We start from the raw sequence: 20,699 nt of genomic DNA, 5'->3' as shown, positions 1-20,699 counted from the left end.
AGTGAAAACGGTCGCCCTTACCCCGGTAGACTCGGGGGCTTTCAACTTCAACGCGATATTCTAACGGGTTTTTTAGCGAAATGTGGTGTTTTTTAAACCAACCGGATTAATGCACCATTTTTCGCTTATTTTCCCGCTATTCCACGCCATTAGCAGGTTTCGCAACCGGCTTTTCGACGCGGAACCACGCCGCATACAACGCCGGCAGGAACAACAGCGTTAATGCCGTCGCCAAAATCAGCCCGCCCATGATGGCCACCGCCATCGGCCCCCAGAATACCGAACGCGACAACGGGATCATCGCCAGTGCTGCGGCAGCGGCCGTCAGGATGATCGGCCGGCAGCGGCGCACGGCCGATTCGACGATCGCGGTCCACGGATCGTGGCCCGCAGCAATGTCCTGCTCGATCTGGTCCACCAGGATCACCGAGTTACGGATGATCATGCCGAACAGCGCAATGATGCCCAGGTTGGCGACAAAGCCCAGCGGCCGGCCCAGCAGCAGCAAGGCCATCGCCGCCCCGGCCACGCCGAGCGGCCCGGTCAGGAACACCAGCAGCGCCCGCGAGAAACTATGCAGCTGCAACATCAACAGCGTGAAGATGATGAAGATCGCCAGCGGCAGGTTGGCCGCAATCGACGCTTCGGCCGTACCGCTGTCGGCGGCGGCGCCCTTGACGGTGATCGCGTAACCGGCCGGCAGCGCCGCCCGCAACTTCGCCAGTTCAGGGTCGATCTGGCCCGACACGGTGGCGCCCTGGATATGGTCGCCCACGTCGGCCTGCACGGTGATCGCCCATTCGCGCCCTTCGCGCCACACCACGCCCGGCTCCCACACGAAATGCGCGCGCGCCAGCTGGCTGATCGGCACATACTTGCCGCTGGCCGTCGGGATATTGGTGTCGTTGAGCACGGAAATCGTGTTGCGCTCCTCGATCGGCTGGCGGATCTGGATATCGATCAGCCGGATATCTTCGCGGAACTGCCCCACCGTGGTGCCGGACAGGATGGTATTGGCGGCGCGCATCACCGTTTGCGAGGTGACGCCCAGCGCGCGCATCTTGTCCTGGTCCAGGTCCAGGCGCAGCACCTTGACCGACTCGTTCCAGTTGTCGTTGACGCCGATCGCATTCGGATTGGCGCGCATGATGTCCTTGACCTGGTCGGCAATCGCGCGCACCTTGGTCACCTCGGTGCCGGTCACGCGGAACTGCACCGGGTACGGCACCGGCGGGCCGTTCGGCAACAGTTTCACCCTGCCGCGCACTTCGGGGAAGTCTTTTTGGAAGACCTTGGTGATCTGGTCACGCAGCGCCGCCCGCGCCGCCAGGTCCTTGGGCAGCACGACAATTTGCGACACATTCGATTGCGGGAAGATCTGGTCGAGCGGCAGATAGAAGCGCGGGCTGCCGGTGCCGACATAGCTGGTCACGCTGACCACGCCCGGCAACTTGCCTACGAACGCTTCGAATTTTTTTACCTGCGCCTCGTTGGCCGCAAAACTCGTGCCTTCGGGCGTCCACAGCTCCACCATCAGTTCGGGCCGGCTGGAATCGGGGAAGAACTGCTTCTCGATGAAGTTGAAGCCGTAGATGCCGAGCGCAAACACCAGCAAGGTCGCGGCAATGGTGGTCTTGCGGAACTCCACGCACCAGTTGACCACGGCGCGGAAGCGGCGGAAACCGGGCGTATCGAAAATGTCGTGCTCGCTGTGACCGTCGGCATGCGGCTTGACCTTGAGCAGCAAGAAGCCCAGGTAAGGCGTAAACGTCACTGCCACCACCCACGAAATGATCAGCGCCAGGGCATTGACCGAGAAGAGGGAAAACGTGTATTCGCCAGCCGCCGACTTGGCCAGGCCGATCGGCAGGAAGCCCGCGACCGTGATCAGGGTGCCGGTCAGCATCGGGATCGCGGTGGACGTGTAGGCGAACGTGGCCGCGTCAAACCGCGACATGCCCTCCTCCATCTTGCGCACCATCATTTCCACCGCGATGATGGCGTCATCGACCAGCAGGCCCAGCGCAATGATCAGCGCGCCAAGCGAAATCTTGTGCAGGTCGATATCGAGCATGCGCATGAACAGGAACGTCACGGCCAGCACCAGCGGGATCGACAGCGCCACCACCAGGCCCGGGCGTACGTCAAGGCGGAACGGCTTCGTGTGCAAACCGAGCGCGACAAAGCTCACCGCCAGCACGATCAGCACCGCTTCGATCAACGTATGGACGAACTCGCCCACCGATGCCTTGACCGCCTCGGGCTGATCGGACACCCGCTCGAGCGTGATGCCGACCGGCAGCTTGGCCTTGATCTCGGCCACGGTTTTTTCCATGTTCCGGCCGAGGACGATGATGTTGCCGCCCTTCTCCATCGACACGCCCAAACCGATCACTTCCTTGCCATTGAAACGCATCTTGTCGCCCGGCGGATCCTGGTAGGCGCGCTTGATGGTGGCAAAGTCGCCGAGGCGAAACGTGGTGCCGTTGGCGCGCAGTTCCAGCTGTTCCAGGTCTTTCGGCGTTTTCAGGGCGCCGGTCACCCGTACCTGCAGGTTGTCGGTGGGCGTGACCAGCACGCCCGTCGATTCCACGCTGTTTTGCGTGGCGATCTGGTTGGCAATGGTTTCGATCGGAATGCCGAGCTGGGCGAATTTCTTGTGGGAGAACTCGATGACCAGCTTTTCATCCTGCACGCCGAACAGCTCGACCTTGGCAACCGTGGGCACCTTGAGCAGGCGCTGGCGCACGAAATCGGCGTATTCCTTCACCTCGGCATAGTTGAAACCGTCGCCGGACAACGCGAAGATCGAGCCGTACGTGTCGCCGTACTCGTCGTTGAAGAACGGCCCGGCCACGCCCGGCGGCAAGGTGCCGGCAATATCGCCGATCTTTTTACGCACCTGGTACCACGACGCGGGCACGTCCCCGGGCGACGTCGATTCGCGCAATTTCAAAATGATCAGCGTCTCGCCCGGCTTGGAATAGCTGCTGATTTCATCGATGCCCGGGGTTTCCTGGAGTTTCTTTTCCAGCTTGTCGGTGACCTGTTCGGCCATTTGCAGCGCAGTCGCGCCCGGCCACATGGCGCGCACGACCATGGCGCGGAAGGTGAACGGCGGATCTTCGTCCTGGCCCAGGTTGCTGTAGGCGAGCGCGCCACCGATCAGGAGCACCGCCATCAGGTAGCGCGTCAGCGGAATGTGTTCGAGCGCCCAGCGCGAGAGGTTGAAGCCACCTTTCATTTGGCGGCCCCGGCCACTGCCTTCGATGGCGCCACCGGTACATCGTTACCGAGGATGGTCACTTTCTGTCCCGGCTTGAGCAGGTTGACGCCAGCGGTGACCACCGACTGCCCCGGCTTGACGCCGGCGGACAGTACCAGGTCGTTGCCGGCAGCGCCCGCCACGGTGACGGGCACGAGCTTGACGGCGCCGTTTTCGACCACCCACACCGAGGTGGCCGATTTTTCGTGGAACAGCGCCGTCAACGGCACCTTGATCTGCGGCGTGGCGGTGTGCGAGGCGAACTGCACCACGGCAGTCATGCCCAGCCTTGCGTCCAGCGTGTCGGGCACCGTCACCTTGGCGGTGTAGGTGCGCGTGGCCGGATCGGCCACCGGCGAAATTTCGCGGATCTTGCCGGCCACCGAGCGCCCGGGGTCGGACCACAGCCGCACTTGCACGTCGGTGACCTGGCGCAATGTATCGACCTTGTCTTCAGGCAAACCGATGACGATTTCCTTGTCGCCGGCCTTGGCCACCTGCACCACCGCCGTACCGGGCGACACGACTTGCCCCACTTCGGCATCGACTTGCGTGACCACGCCATCGACATCGGACGTCAAGGTGGCGTACGCCGCCTGATTGGACTGGCCGCTGTACAGCGCCTGCTGTGCATCAACCGACGCCTGCGCTGCGCGCAGGGTTGATTCCTTTTCATCGAGCACTGCCTGGCTGACGAAATTCTTGCCGCGCAGCTCGCGGTAGCGCTGGGCGTCGGCCTTGGCCAGGTCGCGGCTGGTTTCCGCCGAACGCAGCGCGGCCATGGCCTGTGCCTGCGACAATTTCAAATCCTGCGGATCGAGCGCCATCAGCACCTGGCCGCGCTTGACGAGGGTGCCGACATCGACCTTGCGGCTGACGATCTTGCCGCCCACGCGGAAACCGAGGCGCGATTCCACCCGCGCCCGCACCTCGCCGGCAAACTCGGCATTGACATCGACATCGCTGCCAGCCAGCACCATCACCCGCACCGGGCGGATATCCTCGGTCTTTTCGACCGGCTTGGAACAGGCAGCAAGCGCGGCACACGCAATTGCCATATAAATAGTGGAAATACGAGGGGTGAAACGGGGAAAACTGGAGGAGACCACGATACTTTCCTTTTCCTTGCTCTGAGCGGCTTGAGGCACTACCATTACGGGTTGGAAATAAATGACTTTCCGTTAATTAATTATATGCCGAGCAAACTGGTTTGCAAATGACTTTTAAGTCATTTAATCCGGAAATTTGCCAATTTTGCTTTGGGTTAAGACTACATGTCGGTAGAACACTACGAAAACTTTCCTGTCGCTTCGATTTTATTGCCGAAAAGGTTACGTCCGGCGGTCGAGGCCATCTATGCTTTTGCCCGCAGCGCCGACGACCTGGCCGATGAGGGCGACGCCACGCCGGATCAGCGCCTGGCGGACCTGGCCGCCTACGAAGCTGCGCTCGATCGCATCGCCGGGGGTGCGACGGACCATAGCCCCATGTTCGAACGGCTGGCCGTGGTGGTGCGCGAGTACGACTTGCCGCTCGCGCCCATGTACGCGCTGCTGTCCGCCTTCAAGCAGGACGTGACGGTGCACCGCTACGCCACCTACGGCGCCCTGCTCGACTACTGCGCGCGCTCGGCCAACCCGGTCGGCCACCTGATGCTGCATCTGTACGGCCAGGCCAACGAAGAAAACCTGCGCGACTCGGACGCCATTTGCAGCGCGCTGCAACTGATCAACTTCCTGCAGGACGTGGCGATCGACCTGCACAAGGAGCGCATTTATTTACCGCTGGAAGACCTGAACCGCTACGCCATCCTGCCCGGCGCACTCGACGCACCGGACTCGCGCCCGCGCTGGCGCGCCATGATGAAGTTCGAAGTGACCCGTGCCCGCGCCCTGATGCACAGTGGCGCGCCGCTGGCGCTGCGCATGAAGGGCCGCATCGGCTTCGAACTGCGCATGGTGGTGCAAGGCGGGCTGAAAATTCTCGATGAGATCGAGCGCGTACAATACGATGTGTTCCGCCACCGGCCCAAGCTGGACCGGCGCGATTGGGTAGGCGTGTTCTGGTCGGCCGTACGCATGAAGCAAAGGATGAAATCGGCCCCGTTACAGGGCGCGACACTATAAAATAGCGGCTTCGATAGGCCAACCTTGCTTTTTTATTCATGTCCCCCGACGACTACTGCCAGCAAAAGACCGCGCAAAGCGGCTCCAGTTTTTATTACAGCTTCCTGTTTCTCACGCCGGAGCGTCGTCGCGCCATCACTGCCCTGTACGCATTTTGCCGCGAGGTGGACGACACCGTCGATGATTGCACCGACGAGTCGGTCGCCCGCATCAAGCTGGAATGGTGGCGCAAGGAAATCGCCGGCATGTATGAAGGCCGCCAGTCGCACCCGGTGACGCAAGCGCTGCAGCCGCTTCTCGCGGTATACGACCTCAAGCAGGAACATTTGCAGGCCATCATCGACGGCATGGAGATGGACCTGAACCAGACCCGCTACCTCGACTACGCTGCGCTCACGCGCTATTGCTGGCACGTGGCCAGCGTGGTGGGCATCCTGTCGGCCAGCATTTTCGGCGTCACCACGCCGCAAACCTTGCAATTCGCGGAAAAACTGGGGCACGCATTCCAGCTCACCAACATCATCCGCGACGTGGGAGAAGACGCGCGCAAGGGCCGCATCTACCTGCCAGTGAACGAATTACAACAATTCGGCGTCACCGCCGCCGACCTGCTCAACGCCCGCCACTCGGAGAAATTCGAGCAATTGATGGCGTTCCAGGTGGCGCGCGCCCAGCAAGCGTACGACGATGCGTTCGCGCTGCTGCCCAGGCAGGACCGCCGCGCGCAACGCCCGGGCCTGATGATGGCCGCCATCTACCGCACCCTGCTCGACGAAGTGCAGGCCGACGGCTACCACGTGCTGACCCAGCGCATCTCGCTCACGCCGATCCGCAAGCTGTGGCTGGCGTGGAAAACCTATGTCCGTGGCTGACGGCGCCGTGGTCGATCACCCTGGTAACAGTGCCGCTGACAACGCGGCTGAAAAACGCCTTGTGGCCAAGGGAGATACCGATATCAGCCGCAGCATTGCCGTCATCGGCGGCGGCTGGGCCGGCTGCACGGCGGCCGTGGAATTGGCGCGCGCCGGTTTCAAGGTCACGCTGTTCGAAGCGGCCCGCGTGCTCGGGGGACGCGCGCGCCGCATCGAAACCGACCGCAAGCTGCTCGACAACGGCCAGCACATCCTGCTGGGCGCCTACCGCGAAACCCTGCGCGTGATGCAACTGGTCGGCGTCGATCCGGCCCAGGCGTTGCTGAAACTGCCATTGCAGATGCGCTACCCGCGCGTGGCCGGCGGTCCGGGCGGCATGGACTTCGTTGCGCCAGTTATGCCGCTGCCGGCGCCGCTGCACCTGGCCGTGGCGCTGCTGCGCAGCAAGGGCCTGGACCGGGCCGACAAGCTGAGCCTGTTGCGCTTTTCGTCCACCGCGCGCTGGATGGGCTGGCAGTTGCACCAGGATTGCACGGTGACCGAGTTGCTCGAACGCTACGATCAAACCCCGCGCCTGACCCGCCTGCTGTGGCGCCCGCTCTGCCTGGCCGCGCTCAATACGCCGCCGGAACGCGCTTCCGCGCAAGTATTCCTGTCCGTGCTGCGCGACAGCCTGGGCGCGCGCCGCGCCGCCTCCGACATGCTGGTGCCGCGCGTGGACCTCTCGGCGCTGCTGCCCGAGGCGGCCGCCAAGTATATCGAGGCGAACGGCGGCTCGGTGCGCACCGGCGCCAAGGTACAGGCGCTGCGCTCGATCGAAGGCCGGCTGTGGCAGGCCGATATCAGCGGCGCCGCCGTGGGCGGCATGTGGAGCACTTATTTCAACGGCGTGGTGGTGGCAACCGGCCCCAACCAGGCAGCGGCACTACTGCACGGCATCGCCGGCTGCGACACCAGTGCTGCCTGCGCCAGCCTGATCGCGCTGGAGCCGGAAACCATCACCACCGTTTATTTGCAATTCGCACCCGATATCCGGCTCGACTTGCCGTTCTACGCCCTGCTTGACGATGCGAAAAACCACGAGTGGGGCCAGTTCGTGTTCGACCGCGGCCAGCTGGATCCGGCCCAGGCCGGCCTGCTGGCCGTGGTGATCAGCGCGTCGGCCAGCGCCGCAGCGGAACAGCAGGACTTGCTGGCCGAAGCCGTGGCGGTGCAACTGGCGGTTGCCTTCCAGCGCCCGGACCTGGGCCGGCCGCAATGGTTCAAGGTGATCACGGAAAAACGCGCCACCCATGCCAGCACCCCGGGCCTGGTACGGCCTGCCAATGCCACCGGTTTGCCTGGCCTGGTGCTGGCCGGCGACTACACGGCCAGCGACTATCCGGCCACCATCGAATCTGCCGTGCGCAGCGGCGTGGCGGCTGCGCGCCTGCTCAAGGGTGCCTGACCGCCGTCGCCCCGGTCGCGCAGCATGCGGCCTGGCGCGCTGGCGGGTCGCCTGTACCGCAATTTACGCAGACTGTCACATGCAAGTGGCGCGGCGCGGCGCTCTTGCGTACAGTGCCAACATCGACAGCAACAACTACTGACCATCATGAAACCCGATTCCTCCCGCCAACCGTCACCACCGCGCCACATCATCCGGACCGTCGGCTCGGTGATCGGTCTGGCCATCTTCAACCTGTTCATGGTGATTCCGGCAGCGGTGTATGCATCGCTGCTGCTGGCGGTGTACCTGTCGGCGTTCAGTTTTTACATCGGCGGCGTGGCGGTGACGGCCAGCGGCCTGTCGGGACAAAACGAACTGGCGCTGCAGGGCCCGATCCGCCAGGTGATGGCGCTGACCAATTCGCGCTTCGATACGCGCGAAGAGGAAGAAGAGGCAATGGGCTGGAAAGTGGCGATCACCGGGCGCGGCATCCAGGTGTTCCGCGACTCCGACGCTGGCGGCGCCGGCAACGATGCGGCTACCGCCAGCCGCAACGCCCGCATCTGGGACCGCGCCGAAGCCATGGCCACCGGCGACATGACCATCACCACCGATTTCGACGGCGGCGCCCGCACCACCCAGACCCTGATCGGCCTTGGACTGGTGCTGGGCGGCATCGGCCTGTGCCTGGTCTGCATCGTGCTCACCCGCTACACGGTAGTGGGCATGCGCCGCTACGCCGCCATGAACGTCTCGTTGCTGCGCGGACACTGAGAGGCCCACCATGCGCTCCCTGATGAAAATCGGCTTCAGCCTGCTCTTGTTCTCCTTCGTGCTGATCGGCATCACCTACAGCATGCTGAAATCGTATGGCGCCGCCAACCCGGCCAGCAGCGCCGGCCGCTCGCTTTCGAGCGAAACCCGCAGCATCAACGCCATGGCCAAGGTGGTCGATATCACCGGCCCGATCGATCTGATACTGACCCAGGGCCCCACCGCCTCGCTCAAGGTGCGCGGCGAGCAGCGCTCGCTGGCCAATATCGGCACCGACCAGGATGGCCGTGACCTGCACATCGGCACCAAGGGCATGTTGCTCAACCCGCGCCACCGCTTGCAGGTGGAGCTGGTGCTGCCACAACTGGAGGAACTGTCGGTACGCAGCAGCGGCAACGTCAAGGTCAGCGGTTTTAACGGCGAGCGCATGGACCTGCAATTGCAGGGTTCGGGCGACGTGGCCTTCAACGGCCGCTATCGCAAGCTCAGTGCGGCATTACATGGCAGCGGCAACCTCGCGCTCAACGCCGGCAGCGGCCAGCACGTGGAACTGGAATTGCTGGGCTCGGGCCGCATCACGGCTGCCGGCAGCTGCCAGGTGATGGAGATGCAGCTGGCCGGCTCCGGCACGCTCGACGCGCGCCACCTGGCGGCGGACCGGGTGGAAGTACTGCTCAAGGGATCGGGCACCGGCCACGTGTTCGCCCGCAAAGCTGCCAATCTCGAGCTGCAGGGCAGCGGCAACCTGACCGTGTACGGCAACCCGGATCAGCGCGAGATCAGCCGCAAGGGGTCGGGTTCGGTGCACTGGGAGTAAACTCCGTTACCGCAGTACCCGACCGCGACAGGGTTACCGCTGCGGGACCTGGTGCATACAGGGTCAGCGGTTCAGAGTTTCAGCAGTTTAGTCGCCTGCTTGGCCGTGCAGGCTGTCCAGCCATGCCAGGGCGTCGCGGCCCGCCGCAATCCCGCTGGCAAAGCACGCGGTAAGCAGATAGCCGCCGGTCGGCGCCTCCCAATCGACCATCTCGCCCGCCACGAACACCCCCGGCGCAGCCTTGAGCATGGCGCCATCGAGCGCCTGCCACATCACGCCACCGGCGCTGCTGATCGCCTCGTCGATCGGGCGCGGACGCACGAGCCGCACCGGCAGGCGCTTGATCGCGTGCGCCAGCAAGTGCGGATCGCCATACGACTCCTTATCGAGGCATTCCCGCAGCAGCCCCGCCTTGACGCCCTTGAGACCGAGCCGGCTTTGCAGGTGGCTGGCCAGCGAGCGGGCGCCGCGCGGGCGCGTCACTTCATCGAGTACCCGTTCTGGCGCCAGGTCGGGCAGCAGGTCAAGATACATCGTCGTGTGGCCGCTGGCGGCGATCTGGTCGCGCAGCGCGGCCGACAGCGCATAAATCAGGCTGCCCTCGACGCCACCACTGGTCACCACGAACTGCCCCTGGCGGCGGAACTCGCGCCCGTCCGCACCGACCGAGGTGATTGCCACCGTGGTGAGCGGTTCGCCGGCGTAACGCTCGCTGAAATGCGCGCTCCAGTCCACGTCGAAGCCGCAATTGGCCGGCACCAAAGGCGCGACCGCCACGCCACGCGCCTGCAATAACGGAATCCAGGCGCCGTCCGAGCCGAGCCGCGCCCAACTGCCGCCGCCCAGGGCCAGCACCACGGCATCGGCCTGCACGGTCAACTCGCCATCGGGCGTCCCGAATACCAGCGCGCCGTCGTCGCTGCGCCAGCCGGTCCAGCGATGGCGCATGTGGAACCGCACACCGTGCTCGCGCACCCGGTGCAGCCAGGCCCGCAGCAGAGGTGCAGCCTTCATATCGGTCGGGAACACCCGGTTGGAACTGCCGACAAAGGTCTGCACACCGAGGCCATGGATCCACGCGCGCACGTCCGCAGGACCGAAGGCGTCGAGCATGGGGCGCAGCGACGCCGCCTGCGCGCCATAGCGGGTGACGAAATCGGCATACGGCTCGGCGTGGGTAATGTTCATGCCGCCGCGCCCAGCCAGCAAAAACTTGCGGCCGACCGAGGCCATGGCATCGTACACATCGACCTGCACCCCGCCCAGCGCCAGGGTTTCGGCGGCCATCAGGCCCGCCGGGCCGCCGCCGATGACGGCGACGCGAAAAGATGGCACACTAGGCTGCATGGTGTTCAATAATCAAAATGAGAGGGAGACTGTATGGGCGCATTGTTCTGGCTGAAACGCTACCTGCTGGCAGCGTTTCCGCTGTTTGCGATCCTGGCCGCCGTGGAATGGTTCAAGGGCTCCACCACGCGCGACGATTACCTGAGCGCCGCGCTGTGGGCCATGGCCGCCGCCGGCATTTTTACATACGGCCACTGGCGCCGCTACCGCCTGGCCATGCCATGCGCCAGCTGTGACGACGTCAGCGCCGGCACCAGGCCGGGCAAACGCTAACCGCCCGTCACCGGCGGGAAAAACGCCACTTCCGCGCCGTCGGTTACAGGGGTGGTGGCGTCGCACATCACCTGGTTGCACGCCATGCGCAATGCCGGACTGGCCAGCGCGCCGCGCCAGTTGTCGCCGCGCGCGGACAGGTGCTCGCGCAGGTCGCCCACCGTGCTAACTTCCGCCGGCAGGGCCAGGGTGTCGCTGGAAACGCCCACGGCTTCGCGCACGCTGGCAAAAAATTTTACGGTAACCGCCATCAATACATCAACTCGCTGAACGGGATGAACCGTACCAGGTCGCCTTCGGCGATGGTGCGGTTGGGGGGATTGTCGATCACGCCGTCGCCCCAGACAGTGGACGTGAGCACGCCCGAACTCTGGTTGCGGAACGGTTCCAGCCCGCCGCCGGCGTTGATGCGCGCGCGCAGGAACTCGTTGCGGCGATCGGCCTTGGGCAGATTGAAGTCCGCCCGCATGGTAAACGCGCGCGGCGCCACCGTGCCCTGTACGCCTTGCAGGCGCAGGATGAACGGCCGCACGAACATCAAAAAGGTGATAAAGCTCGACACCGGGTTGCCGGGCAAGCCCACGAAGGCGGCCTGCCCCACTTCGCCAAACGCCAGCGGCTTGCCGGGCTTGATGGCGATTTGCCACATGGTGAGGCGCCCTTCCGCTTCCACGGCCGGCTTGACATGGTCTTCCTCGCCCACCGACACTCCGCCCGACGTGATGATCAGGTCGTGGCCACTGGCGCAGTCACGCAGTACGGCGCGGGTGGCGTCGAGCGTATCGGGCACGATGCCGAAATCGGTGATCTCGCAACCGAGGTTTTCCAGCAGCGCGCGCAGCGTAAAACGATTGGAGTTGTAGATGGCGCCGGGCGCCAGCGGTTCGCCGGGCATGGTCAGCTCGTCGCCGGTGAAGAACACGGCCACGCGCAGCTTGCGCCGCACCGGCAGTGTCGCCAGGCCGACCGACGCGGCCAGGCCCAGCTCCTGGCTGCGCAGGCGCGCGCCGGCCGGCAGGATGGTGCTGCCGCTGGTAATGTCTTCGCCAGCACGGCGTATCCACTCGCCCGCTTTCGGCGTGTGGCGAATGATGACGGTATCGCCGTCGGCGCCGCTCACTTCGCACTGCTCCTGCATCACGACCGCATCGGCGCCCTGGGGAATCAGCGCGCCCGTAAAGATGCGCGCGGCGGTACCGGCCTGCAATGGCTGGCCGACATGGCCGGCCGGGATGCGCTGCGACACCTTGAGCACGGCATGACCGCTGATGCAGTCAGCCGCGCGCACGGCGTAGCCGTCCATCTGCGTGTTGTCCTGGCCCGGCACGTTCATGCCCGATACCTGGGCTTCGGCCAGCACGCGGCCGTTGGCCTCGAGCGTGGGCACCGTCACGATGTCGGCCACCGGACGGGCGGCGGCCAGCATCTGCGCCAGCGCCTCGGCCATGGTCAGCATCGGCTTGGGGGCGTGCACGGCGCCGCTCACAGGCCGGTGTTGGCGGCGATGTAGGCTTTCATCGCCTCCACGTCGGCCTTCATGACCACGAACTTCTGCGGCAGGTCTTCGATGTTCTCGAAGCCTTGCGGACGTTCGGCGTCTTCGCCCAGCGCGTCGAGGATGGTCTCGTTGAACTTGGCGGCCAGCGCGGTTTCCAGCACGATCATCGGCACGCCCGGTTGCAGGTGTTCGCGCGCGACCTTGATGCCGTCGGCGGTGTGGGTGTCGATCACAATGCCGTAGTCGTCGGCCACGTCGCGGATGGTGTCGAGGCGGTCGTCGTGGGTGGATTTGCCCGACTTGAAGCCGTAACTGGCCACCAGTTTGAACTCGTCGCCGTCGCTTCCCGGTTTGCCGGACAGATCGAAACCGCCGTGGGTTTCCACCTTGTGGAACAGCGCGCGGGTGCGGTCGCCATCGCGGCCCACCAGCTCATAGACGAAGCGCTCGAAGTTGGACGCCTTGGAGATGTCCATCGACGGGCTGCTGGTGTGATAGGTCTCGGACGACTTGCGCACGCGGTACACGCCGGTGCGGAAGAATTCGTCGAGCACGTCGTTTTCGTTGGTGGCGGCCACCAGCTTGTCGATCGGCAGACCCATCATGCGGGCGATATGGCCGGCGCAGATATTGCCGAAGTTACCCGACGGGACCGTGAACGACACCTTCTGGTCGTTCGATGTGGTCGCTTCGAGATAGCCACGGAAGTAGTACACCACCTGCGCCACCACGCGGGCCCAGTTGATCGAGTTGACGGTGCCGATCTTGTGGCGCGCCTTGAAGTCGAGGTCGTTGGAGACCGCCTTGACCATGTCCTGGGCATCGTCGAACACGCCTTCGATGGCAATGTTATAGATGTTGGGGTCCTGCAGGCTGAACATTTGGGCGGTCTGGAACGCGCTCATTTTTTCGTGCGGCGACAGCATGAACACGCGAATGCCCTGCTTGCCGCGCATCGCGTATTCGGCCGCGCTGCCGGTATCGCCGGACGTGGCGCCGAAGATGTTCAGTTCCGCATTCTGCTTGGCCAGCGCGTATTCAAACAGGTTGCCCAGCAATTGCATGGCCATGTCCTTGAACGCCAGCGTGGGGCCGTTCGACAGCGCTTGCAGCATCAACCTGGTGCCATTGCCCTCTTCCAGCACGCGCAGCGGCGTGATGCGCGCCGCGTCGTCATCGGGACGGGCGTTGCGGTACACCTCTTGCCTATACGTTTTGGCGGTGAGCGCGCGCAGGTCCGCTTCCGGAATATCGGTGGCGAATTTGCGCAGGATTTCAAATGCCAGTTCGGCGTAGGACAGCTTGCGCCAGGCATCGAGTTCGGCGCCGGTCACCTGCGGGTACTCGGCCGGCAGGAACAGGCCGCCGTCGGTGGCCAGGCCGCCGAGCAGAATGTCCGAGAATGGTTGGGAGTTCGACGATGCGGCCGGCGAGGAGGCGGCGCGGGTAGAGACGTATTGCATAGATGAGAGAAGTCCGGTTGTACTGGCAACAAAATGGCGGAACGCTGCAAAATGAGCGGATATTATAGTGCGCCACGGCGGTTGCGGTGAAGATCGTTGTTTTATGGCGTACTGACGGGCCGCTCACGCACGCTGCGGAGCAATTCAGCACCCGTGCGCTGGTCTCGCTGTCTTTGAGGCAATATACTGCATACGTCAGTTTTTCCAGGGTTTCAAGGCGCCTGCCGCCGTTCATTATGAAGTTGCCAGTCTCCCGTCAGCCCGCGCCCAGGCAGTTCGTCAGCATCCTGTGGGCCTGTTTCGGCGGCCTGTTCGTCGTCACCATCGCCTTCCTGCTCTATGTCTGGACTGAAAAGCGCATCGACCACGCCAACCAGCAGCGCTACGCCTCGCGCACGCTGATCGAAGAGCTGCGCCAGTCTTCCGACGACCTCACCCGCATGGCGCGCAGCTACGTGGTTACCGGCGATCCGCAATATCGCCGTCACTACCAGGAAATCCTCGACATCCGCGACGGCCGCGCGCCGCGCCCGCAGGGCTACGACAATGTGTATTGGGACCTGGTCGTCGAAAGCGGCCGGCGTCCGCGCCAGCCCGGCGCCGCCGTGCCCCTGATGGACCTGTTGCGAGGAGCCGGCTTTACGGCTGCAGAACTGCGCCTGCTCACGCGCGCCAAGGACGAATCGGACCGCCTGACCGGGATCGAGAACAAGGCGCTGGCCATGCGCGATTTCGGTGGCGACGATCCCGACGCGCTCGCTGCCGCCCGCGCCATGCTGTTCGATGCCAGCTACCACCGCGCCAAGGCCGCCATCATGCTGCCGATCGCCCAGGTGACCGAGAGCGTGGAACACCGTACCCTGCGCGCGGTGCAGAACACGGCGCTGCAAGCCAATGACGCGCGCCTGGGCTTTGTCCTGTTTGCGCTGGTGCTGGTAGCGCTGCTGTGGCGCGCCAAGCGCCGGCTCGACGCCACGCTGGGGTGTTCGGTGGACCAGTTGCAGCAGGAGATCCGCCGACTGGGGCGTGGCGACATCACCGAACCGCCGCCCGTGCCGGACCACGCCCGCGACAGCGTGCTGGCATGGCTGGCCGAAACCCGCCACAACCTGGTGCGGGTGGAGCAGCAACGCACCGACGCCCTGGCCCGGGCCCAGCGCCTGGGCAAGCTGTACGCGGCGCTCAGCCAGTGCAACCAGGCCATCGTGCGCAGCCGCGACGAGCAGGAGCTGTTCGACAGCGTGTGCGACGCCGTGGTGTCTCACGGCGGCATGTCGCTGGCCTGGATCGGCCTGATCGATCCGGCATCGCTGCGGGTGACGCCGGTGGCCGGCGCCGGCGACCATATCGAGTACCTCAATGCACAGCTGATATCGGTCGATCCGGCACTGCCGGAAGGGCGCGGCCCGGTCGCCGCCGCGTATCGCGACGACGCGCCGTTCTGGTGCCAGGATTTCGGGCAGACGCCGCAGTCGCCGCAGTGGCGCAAGCATTTCGAGCGCTGCGGCTGGCGCGCAGCCATGTCGATTCCGCTGCATCGCGACGGCGCCATCACGGGCTTCTTCTCGGCCTACTCCATCGCGACCGGCGCTTTCGACCCCGAGGTGCAGTCGCTGTTCATCGAGATGGCCAGCGACATCGACTATGCGTTGAAAAACTTCGACCGCGAACGCCAGCGCGAACAGACCGACCAGCGCATCCAGTACCTGGCCCACTTCGACACCCTCACCGGCCTGCCCAATCGCGCCCAGTTGCAGGAGCACACGCTGCAATCGCTGGAACACGCACGCATTCATCGCACGCCGCTGGCGTTGATGATGCTGGACCTCGACCATTTCAAGGACATCAACGACTCGCTGGGCCATAGCGTGGGCGACGGCCTGCTGTGCGAGCTGGCCAAGCGCCTGGGCCATGCGATTCGCGAGGGCGACATGGTGGCGCGCCTGGGCGGCGACGAATTCATCTTCGTACTGCAAGGCGCCGGCGCCCAGGATGCCACCGATGCGGCGCGCCGCGTGATGGAACTGATCGCCCAGCCGTTCCGGGTGGGCATCCATGATCTGAAAGTGACGGCGTCGATCGGCATCGCGCTGTGCCCCGACGACGGCGACGACATGGAAAACCTGCTGCAGCGCGCCGATGCCGCCATGTACCAGGTCAAGCGCGCCGGCCGCCACGACTACCGCCTGTTTACCGCCGCCATGCACCTGCGCGCAGCGCGCCACCTGCAGTTGGTCAACCTGCTGCGCTACGCGATCGAGCGCGACCAGCTGCGCGTGGTCTATCAACCGCAGGTATCGCTACCCGACCAGCGCATCGTCGGCGCCGAAGCGCTGCTGCGCTGGAGTACGCCGGAACTGGGCGACATCTCGCCGGTGGAATTCATCCCCGCCGCCGAAGACAGCGGCCTGATACTGCCGATCGGCGCCTGGGTGCTGCGCCAGGCCGTACGCCAGGCGCGCGCGTGGCTCGACGCGGGCTTGCCCCCGCTGGTGATGGCGGTGAACCTGTCCGCCACCCAGTTCCGCAAAACCGACCTGCCGGAACTGGTGTCGCAAATCCTGTTCGAGGAAGGTCTGCCGCCCGAATACCTGGAGCTGGAACTGACCGAAGGCGTGGCCCTGCACGACCCGCAGGGCGCAATCACCATGATGAATCACCTGCACGAGCGCGGGATACGGATGTCGATCGACGACTTCGGCACCGGCTACTCGTCGCTGAGCCACCTGAAAAAATTCAAGGTCTATAAACTGAAGATCGACAAGTCGTTCGTGCGCGACATCAGCACCGATGCGGAGGACAAGGCCATCGTCAGCGCCATCATCAACATGGCGCGCAGCCTGGGATTGAAGACAATTGCAGAGGGCGTGGAGACGGCGGAGCAGCTGGCGTTTTTACAGCAGCAGCATTGCGACGAAATGCAGGGATACTACTTCAGCAAGCCCGTGGCGCCGCTGGAGTTCCAGGGCTTGCTCGAAGGTGGCAAACTGCTCTGAGAAAATTCAGCAGGCAGCGTGGTTGACGGTGATGACGTGGATCGCCAGGCCGCCCAGCGAGGTTTCCTTGTACTTGGCCTGCATGTCGGCGCCGGTCTGGCGCATGGTCTCGATCACCTCGTCGAGACTGACGAAGTGGGTGCCGTCGCCCTTGAGCGCCAGCGATGCGGCGGTAATCGCCTTGACCGCGCCCATGCCATTGCGCTCGATGCACGGAATCTGCACCAGGCCGCCGATCGGATCACAGGTCATGCCCAGGTGGTGCTCGATGCCGATTTCGGCCGCATTCTCGATTTGCAGGTTGGTGCCGCCCAGCGCCGCCACCAGGCCGGCAGCGGCCATCGCGCACGCCACGCCCACCTCGCCCTGGCACCCGACTTCGGCGCCCGAGATCGAGGCGTTGCGCTTGCACAGCATGCCGACGGCTCCTGCCGTGAGTATGAAGTCGCGGATGCCGGTGACCGGATCGCTCGGCTTACAGTCTTCCGCGTAGTAGCGCAGCACCGCCGGGATGATGCCGGCCGCGCCGTTGGTGGGCGCCGTCACCACGCGCCCGCCGGCGGCGTTTTCCTCGTTGACCGCCATCGCGTACAGGCTGACCTGGTGCAGCGCGTCGTGCGGCAGGTGGTTCGCTGGCGCCACGTTCGACTGCGTCTGCTGCCATAACCGCGCCGCGCGGCGCTTGACCTGCAGGCCGCCCGGCAGGATGCCGGCGGTTTCCAGCCCGTGGTTGATACAGTCGCGCATGACGTGCCAGATGCGGTCGATGCCGGCATCGAGTTCGTCGTTACCCAGCCGCGCGCACTCGTTGGCGCGCAACATCTGCGGAATCGTCAGGCCGCTGGCCTGGCCGTGCGCCAGCAGCTGGTCCATGGTGTCGAACGGGTATGGCAGCACGGGGCGCGAGGTATCGGGCGCCGGCTGCTGCGCTTCCCCTTCCTCGCGGATAAAGCCGCCGCCCACCGAGTAATACACCTTGCTGATCGTTGATCCGTCGGTGCGCGTGAGCGTGAAGCGCATGCCGTTCGGGTGTTCGGCCAGCGATTCGGCCATGTGGAAAACCAGGTTGACGCCGCGTTTGAACGGCACCACGTGCCCGCCCAGCAGCGCCAGCTGGCCGGCCGCTTCGGTGGCAGCCAGTTGCGCATCGACCTGGGTAGGTACCACGTCTTGCGGGGTTTCGCCCATCAGGCCGAGGATGACCGCCTTGTCGGTGGCGTGGCCCACGCCGGTCAGCGCCAGCGAGCCATACAGCTCGGCGGTGACGCCTACGGCGTCATCGAGCGGCGCGCAGTCCAGCAAAAAGCGGCGCGCCGCCACCATCGGTCCCACCGTGTGGGAACTCGATGGTCCTATGCCGATCTTGAACAGATCGAATACGCTCATGTCCATCAGTGTCTCTCGTTGTAGTTTTATATGATGGTTAAATTTATGCGGCCTGACCAAGCTGGACATTAACGTTGGCCAGCATGTCGGCCACCATGGCGTCGATACCGATGCGCGCCTGCCAGCCCCAGTCGGCGGTGGCCACGGCGTCGTCGAGGCTTTGCGGCCACGAGTCGGCAATCGCCTGGCGGCTGTCGGGCTGGTAGCCGATCTTGAAGTCCGGTACCGCGCGGGTGATGGCGGCGGCCAGTTGTTCGGGGTTGAACGATACGCCGGCCACGTTGTAGGACGAGCGCACTTTCACCTGTTCGCTTGGCGCTTCCATCAGTTCGATGGTGGCGCGGATGGCGTCGGGCATGTAGATCATCGGCAGCGTGGTGTGCGGGCCGAGGAAGCATTCGTAGCGTTCGCCGCGCAGCGCCGAGTGGAAGATCGCGATGGCGTAATCGGTGGTGCCGCCGCCCGGAGGCGATTTGAAGCTGATGATGCCCGGATAGCGGATGCTGCGCACGTCCACACCGTACTTGATGAAGTAATACTCGCACAGGCGTTCGCCGGCCAGCTTGCTGATGCCGTAAATGGTGGTCGGGTCCATGACCGTGGTTTGCGGCGTGTTCACCGCCGGGGTGTTGGGGCCGAAGGCGGCGATCGACGACGGCCAGAACACTTTCAATGGCTTGCCGATGGCACCGCGCTCGCGCGCCACTTCCAGGATGTTGAGCAGGCCGTCCATGTTCAGGGTCCAGGCCTTGAGCGGGGCTGCCTCGCCGGTGGCCGACAGCATGGCCGCCAGCTGGTACACCTGGGTGATGCCTTCGCTGGTGACCAGCGCCGACAGCGCTTCCTTGTCGAGCACATTGAGCGTCAGGTAGCGCGCTGCGTTGTACAGGTTGGTGGGGCTGATGTCGGCGGCGAAGACGTTGTCGGCGCCGTGGCTGGSGGCCAGGGCCTCCACCAGTTCGCTGCCGATCTGGCCGTTGGCGCCGATGACGAGAATGCGATCGGCGCTTGGGATAGTGGTGTTCATGGGGTTCCTGACGAGTTGCATATTATTGTTTGGCGGCGTGGTTCAACAGGCCGAGTTCATTGCCGGCCTGCTCGAAGGCCTTGAGCACCGTATCGAGCTGCTCGCGGGTATGGGCGGCGGACAGCTGCACGCGCACGCGCGCCTGCCCCATCGGCACTACCGGATAGAAGAAGCCCGACAAGAGCACGCCCAGTTCGTACATGCGGGCAGCAAACTTTTGCGCCACCGGTGCGTCGAACAGCATCACCGGCACCACCGGGTGCGTGCCCGGCTTGATGGTGAAGCCGATTCGCTCGATCTCCTTGCGGAAATAGGCGGTATTCAGGTGCAGGCGGTCGCGCAGTTCGGTCGATTGCGACAGGCGCTCGAACACTGCCAGCGAAGCGCCGGCGATCGACGGCGCCAGCGTGTTGGAGAACAGGTACGGGCGCGATTTCTGACGCAGCATGTCGATCACTTCCTTGCGCGCCGAGGTAAAGCCGCCCATGGCGCCGCCCAGGGCCTTGCCCAGCGTGCCGGTGATGATGTCGATGCGGCCCATCACGTTGTGGTGTTCGTGCGTGCCACGGCCGGTAGCGCCCATGAAGCCGGAAGCGTGGCATTCGTCGATCATCACCAGCGCGCCGTACTGGTCGGCCAGGTCGCAGATCTTGTCCAGTTGGGCGATGGTGCCGTCCATCGAGAACACGCCGTCGGTGACGATGACTTTATGGCGCTTGCCGGCGGCCGCTTGCAGCTGCTTTTCCAGGTCGGCCATGTCGTTATGGGCGTAGCGGAAGCGCGCAGCCTTGCACAGGCGGATGCCGTCGATGATCGAGGCGTGATTGAGCGCGTCGGAAATGATGGCGTCGTTCTCGTCGAACAGCGGCTCGAACACGCCGCCGTTGGCGTCGAAGGCTGCTGCGTACAGGATGGTGTCTTCGGTGCCGAGAAACTTGGAGATCGCCTGCTCCAGCTGCTTGTGCACGGTCTGGGTGCCGCAGATGAAGCGTACCGACGACAGGCCGTAGCCGTATTGTTCGGTGGCGTCGATCGAGGCCTGGGCCACCCACTCTTCGCCGGACAAACCGAGGTAGTTATTGGCGCACATATTGATCAGGGTGCGGCCGTCCTGACCCACCACTTCGGCGCCCTGGCGCGACGCCAGCACCCGCTCCGGCTTGAACAGGCCATCGCTGCGCAACTGGTCGAGGGTGTGCTGCAGGCCGGTGAAGAAGGTGTTTTTGGCGTCGATGCTCATGGTGGTCCCTGGTCTGGATGGTTCTGCTGGTATCGGTATGGTACGATTGCGACACGTTTTCACTGCCTCGGCAGAAATTCGCTATGTCGAACTAAAATTCAATATAGTGGATATTACAGAGAACCAGTGCACTGCGCAAGCCGGAACCATGCGGAAATACCCGCCGGTTGCCGACAGACTCACCAG

Annotated in this window: 16 protein-coding genes; 7 read left to right on the top strand and 9 right to left on the bottom strand. The window is 64.5% G+C overall.

Annotation, left to right across the window (positions count from 1 at the left end; genetic code table 11):
* Positions 1-136 precede the first annotated feature (136 nt).
* A complete protein-coding gene (locus ASF04_RS18665) occupies positions 137-3,244 on the bottom strand; it encodes an efflux RND transporter permease subunit (RefSeq protein ID WP_056145032.1) in 3,108 nt (1,035 codons plus the stop codon).
* The gene (locus ASF04_RS18660; RefSeq protein WP_056145029.1) at positions 3,241-4,323 is read right to left on the bottom strand and encodes an efflux RND transporter periplasmic adaptor subunit; all 1,083 of its coding nucleotides are present in this window, start codon (positions 4,321-4,323) and stop codon (positions 3,241-3,243) included. The genes ASF04_RS18665 and ASF04_RS18660 overlap by 4 nt, the downstream gene beginning before the upstream one ends.
* A 216-nt stretch (positions 4,324-4,539) precedes the next feature.
* Between ASF04_RS18660 and hpnC the strand changes: the two genes are divergently transcribed.
* From hpnC to ASF04_RS18635, 5 genes are all read left to right on the top strand, one after another.
* Positions 4,540-5,391 (top strand): squalene synthase HpnC, encoded by an 852-nt coding sequence (hpnC, locus tag ASF04_RS18655; RefSeq protein ID WP_056145026.1) that lies wholly within the window; start codon positions 4,540-4,542, stop codon positions 5,389-5,391.
* 38 nt (positions 5,392-5,429) lie between these two features.
* Complete coding sequence (gene hpnD / locus ASF04_RS18650; protein ID WP_056145025.1) at positions 5,430-6,263, top strand: presqualene diphosphate synthase HpnD; 834 nt, start codon at positions 5,430-5,432, stop codon at positions 6,261-6,263.
* On the top strand, positions 6,250-7,710 hold the full coding sequence (gene hpnE, locus ASF04_RS18645; RefSeq protein ID WP_082488858.1) for a hydroxysqualene dehydroxylase HpnE: 1,461 nt from the start codon (positions 6,250-6,252) through the stop codon (positions 7,708-7,710). The genes hpnD and hpnE overlap by 14 nt, the downstream gene beginning before the upstream one ends.
* Positions 7,711-7,857: 147 nt before the next feature.
* Positions 7,858-8,466, top strand: coding sequence for a DUF1700 domain-containing protein (locus tag ASF04_RS18640; RefSeq protein WP_229205113.1), 609 nt, complete (start codon positions 7,858-7,860; stop codon positions 8,464-8,466).
* Between the two features lie 10 nt (positions 8,467-8,476).
* Positions 8,477-9,283, top strand: coding sequence for a head GIN domain-containing protein (locus ASF04_RS18635; protein ID WP_056145022.1), 807 nt, complete (start codon positions 8,477-8,479; stop codon positions 9,281-9,283).
* Positions 9,284-9,370: 87 nt separating this feature from the next.
* On the opposite strand, the gene ASF04_RS18630 is transcribed toward ASF04_RS18635, so the two are convergent.
* Positions 9,371-10,630 (bottom strand): TIGR03862 family flavoprotein, encoded by a 1,260-nt coding sequence (locus ASF04_RS18630; RefSeq protein WP_056145019.1) that lies wholly within the window; start codon positions 10,628-10,630, stop codon positions 9,371-9,373.
* A 33-nt stretch (positions 10,631-10,663) separates the two neighbouring features.
* Here ASF04_RS18630 and ASF04_RS18625 point away from each other — a divergent pair, with 33 nt between their 5' ends.
* Entirely contained in the window at positions 10,664-10,903 is a 240-nt protein-coding gene (locus ASF04_RS18625; protein ID WP_056145016.1) for a hypothetical protein, read from the top strand.
* Here the strand turns inward: ASF04_RS18625 and moaD are convergent.
* Genes moaD through thrC form a run of 3 tightly spaced genes read right to left on the bottom strand, consistent with a single transcriptional unit; the run spans position 10,900 to position 13,864 of the window.
* Positions 10,900-11,154, bottom strand: coding sequence for a molybdopterin converting factor subunit 1 (gene moaD, locus ASF04_RS18620; protein ID WP_056145014.1), 255 nt, complete (start codon positions 11,152-11,154; stop codon positions 10,900-10,902). The genes ASF04_RS18625 and moaD overlap by 4 nt on opposite strands.
* Entirely contained in the window at positions 11,154-12,359 is a 1,206-nt protein-coding gene (gene glp / locus ASF04_RS18615) for a gephyrin-like molybdotransferase Glp (RefSeq protein ID WP_056145857.1), read from the bottom strand. Before glp ends, moaD begins: the two co-directional genes overlap by 1 nt.
* Before the next feature lie 26 nt (positions 12,360-12,385).
* Positions 12,386-13,864, bottom strand: a complete 1,479-nt coding sequence (thrC, locus tag ASF04_RS18610) for a threonine synthase (RefSeq protein WP_056145010.1) — start codon at positions 13,862-13,864, stop codon at positions 12,386-12,388.
* Between the two features lie 236 nt (positions 13,865-14,100).
* Here thrC and ASF04_RS18605 point away from each other — a divergent pair, with 236 nt between their 5' ends.
* The gene (locus ASF04_RS18605) at positions 14,101-16,860 is read left to right on the top strand and encodes a bifunctional diguanylate cyclase/phosphodiesterase (RefSeq protein ID WP_056145007.1); all 2,760 of its coding nucleotides are present in this window, start codon (positions 14,101-14,103) and stop codon (positions 16,858-16,860) included.
* 6 nt (positions 16,861-16,866) lie between these two features.
* Here the strand turns inward: ASF04_RS18605 and ASF04_RS18600 are convergent, their stop codons facing one another.
* Genes ASF04_RS18600 through kbl form a run of 3 tightly spaced genes read right to left on the bottom strand, consistent with a single transcriptional unit; the run spans position 16,867 to position 20,513 of the window.
* A complete protein-coding gene (locus ASF04_RS18600; protein ID WP_056145004.1) occupies positions 16,867-18,252 on the bottom strand; it encodes an L-serine ammonia-lyase in 1,386 nt (461 codons plus the stop codon).
* 37 nt (positions 18,253-18,289) lie between these two features.
* Complete coding sequence (locus ASF04_RS18595) at positions 18,290-19,273, bottom strand: NAD-dependent epimerase/dehydratase family protein (protein ID WP_056145001.1); 984 nt, start codon at positions 19,271-19,273, stop codon at positions 18,290-18,292.
* A gap of 22 nt (positions 19,274-19,295) precedes the next feature.
* Positions 19,296-20,513, bottom strand: a complete 1,218-nt coding sequence (kbl, locus tag ASF04_RS18590) for a glycine C-acetyltransferase (RefSeq protein ID WP_056144998.1) — start codon at positions 20,511-20,513, stop codon at positions 19,296-19,298.
* Between the last annotated feature and the right edge of the window lie 186 nt (positions 20,514-20,699).

Source organism: Duganella sp. Leaf61, assembly GCF_001421905.1.
Lineage (GTDB): Bacteria > Pseudomonadota > Gammaproteobacteria > Burkholderiales > Burkholderiaceae_D > Rugamonas > Rugamonas zoogloeoides.
Note: the sequence above shows the minus strand (reverse complement) of the source record. Positions and strands in the feature narration are given on the sequence as shown.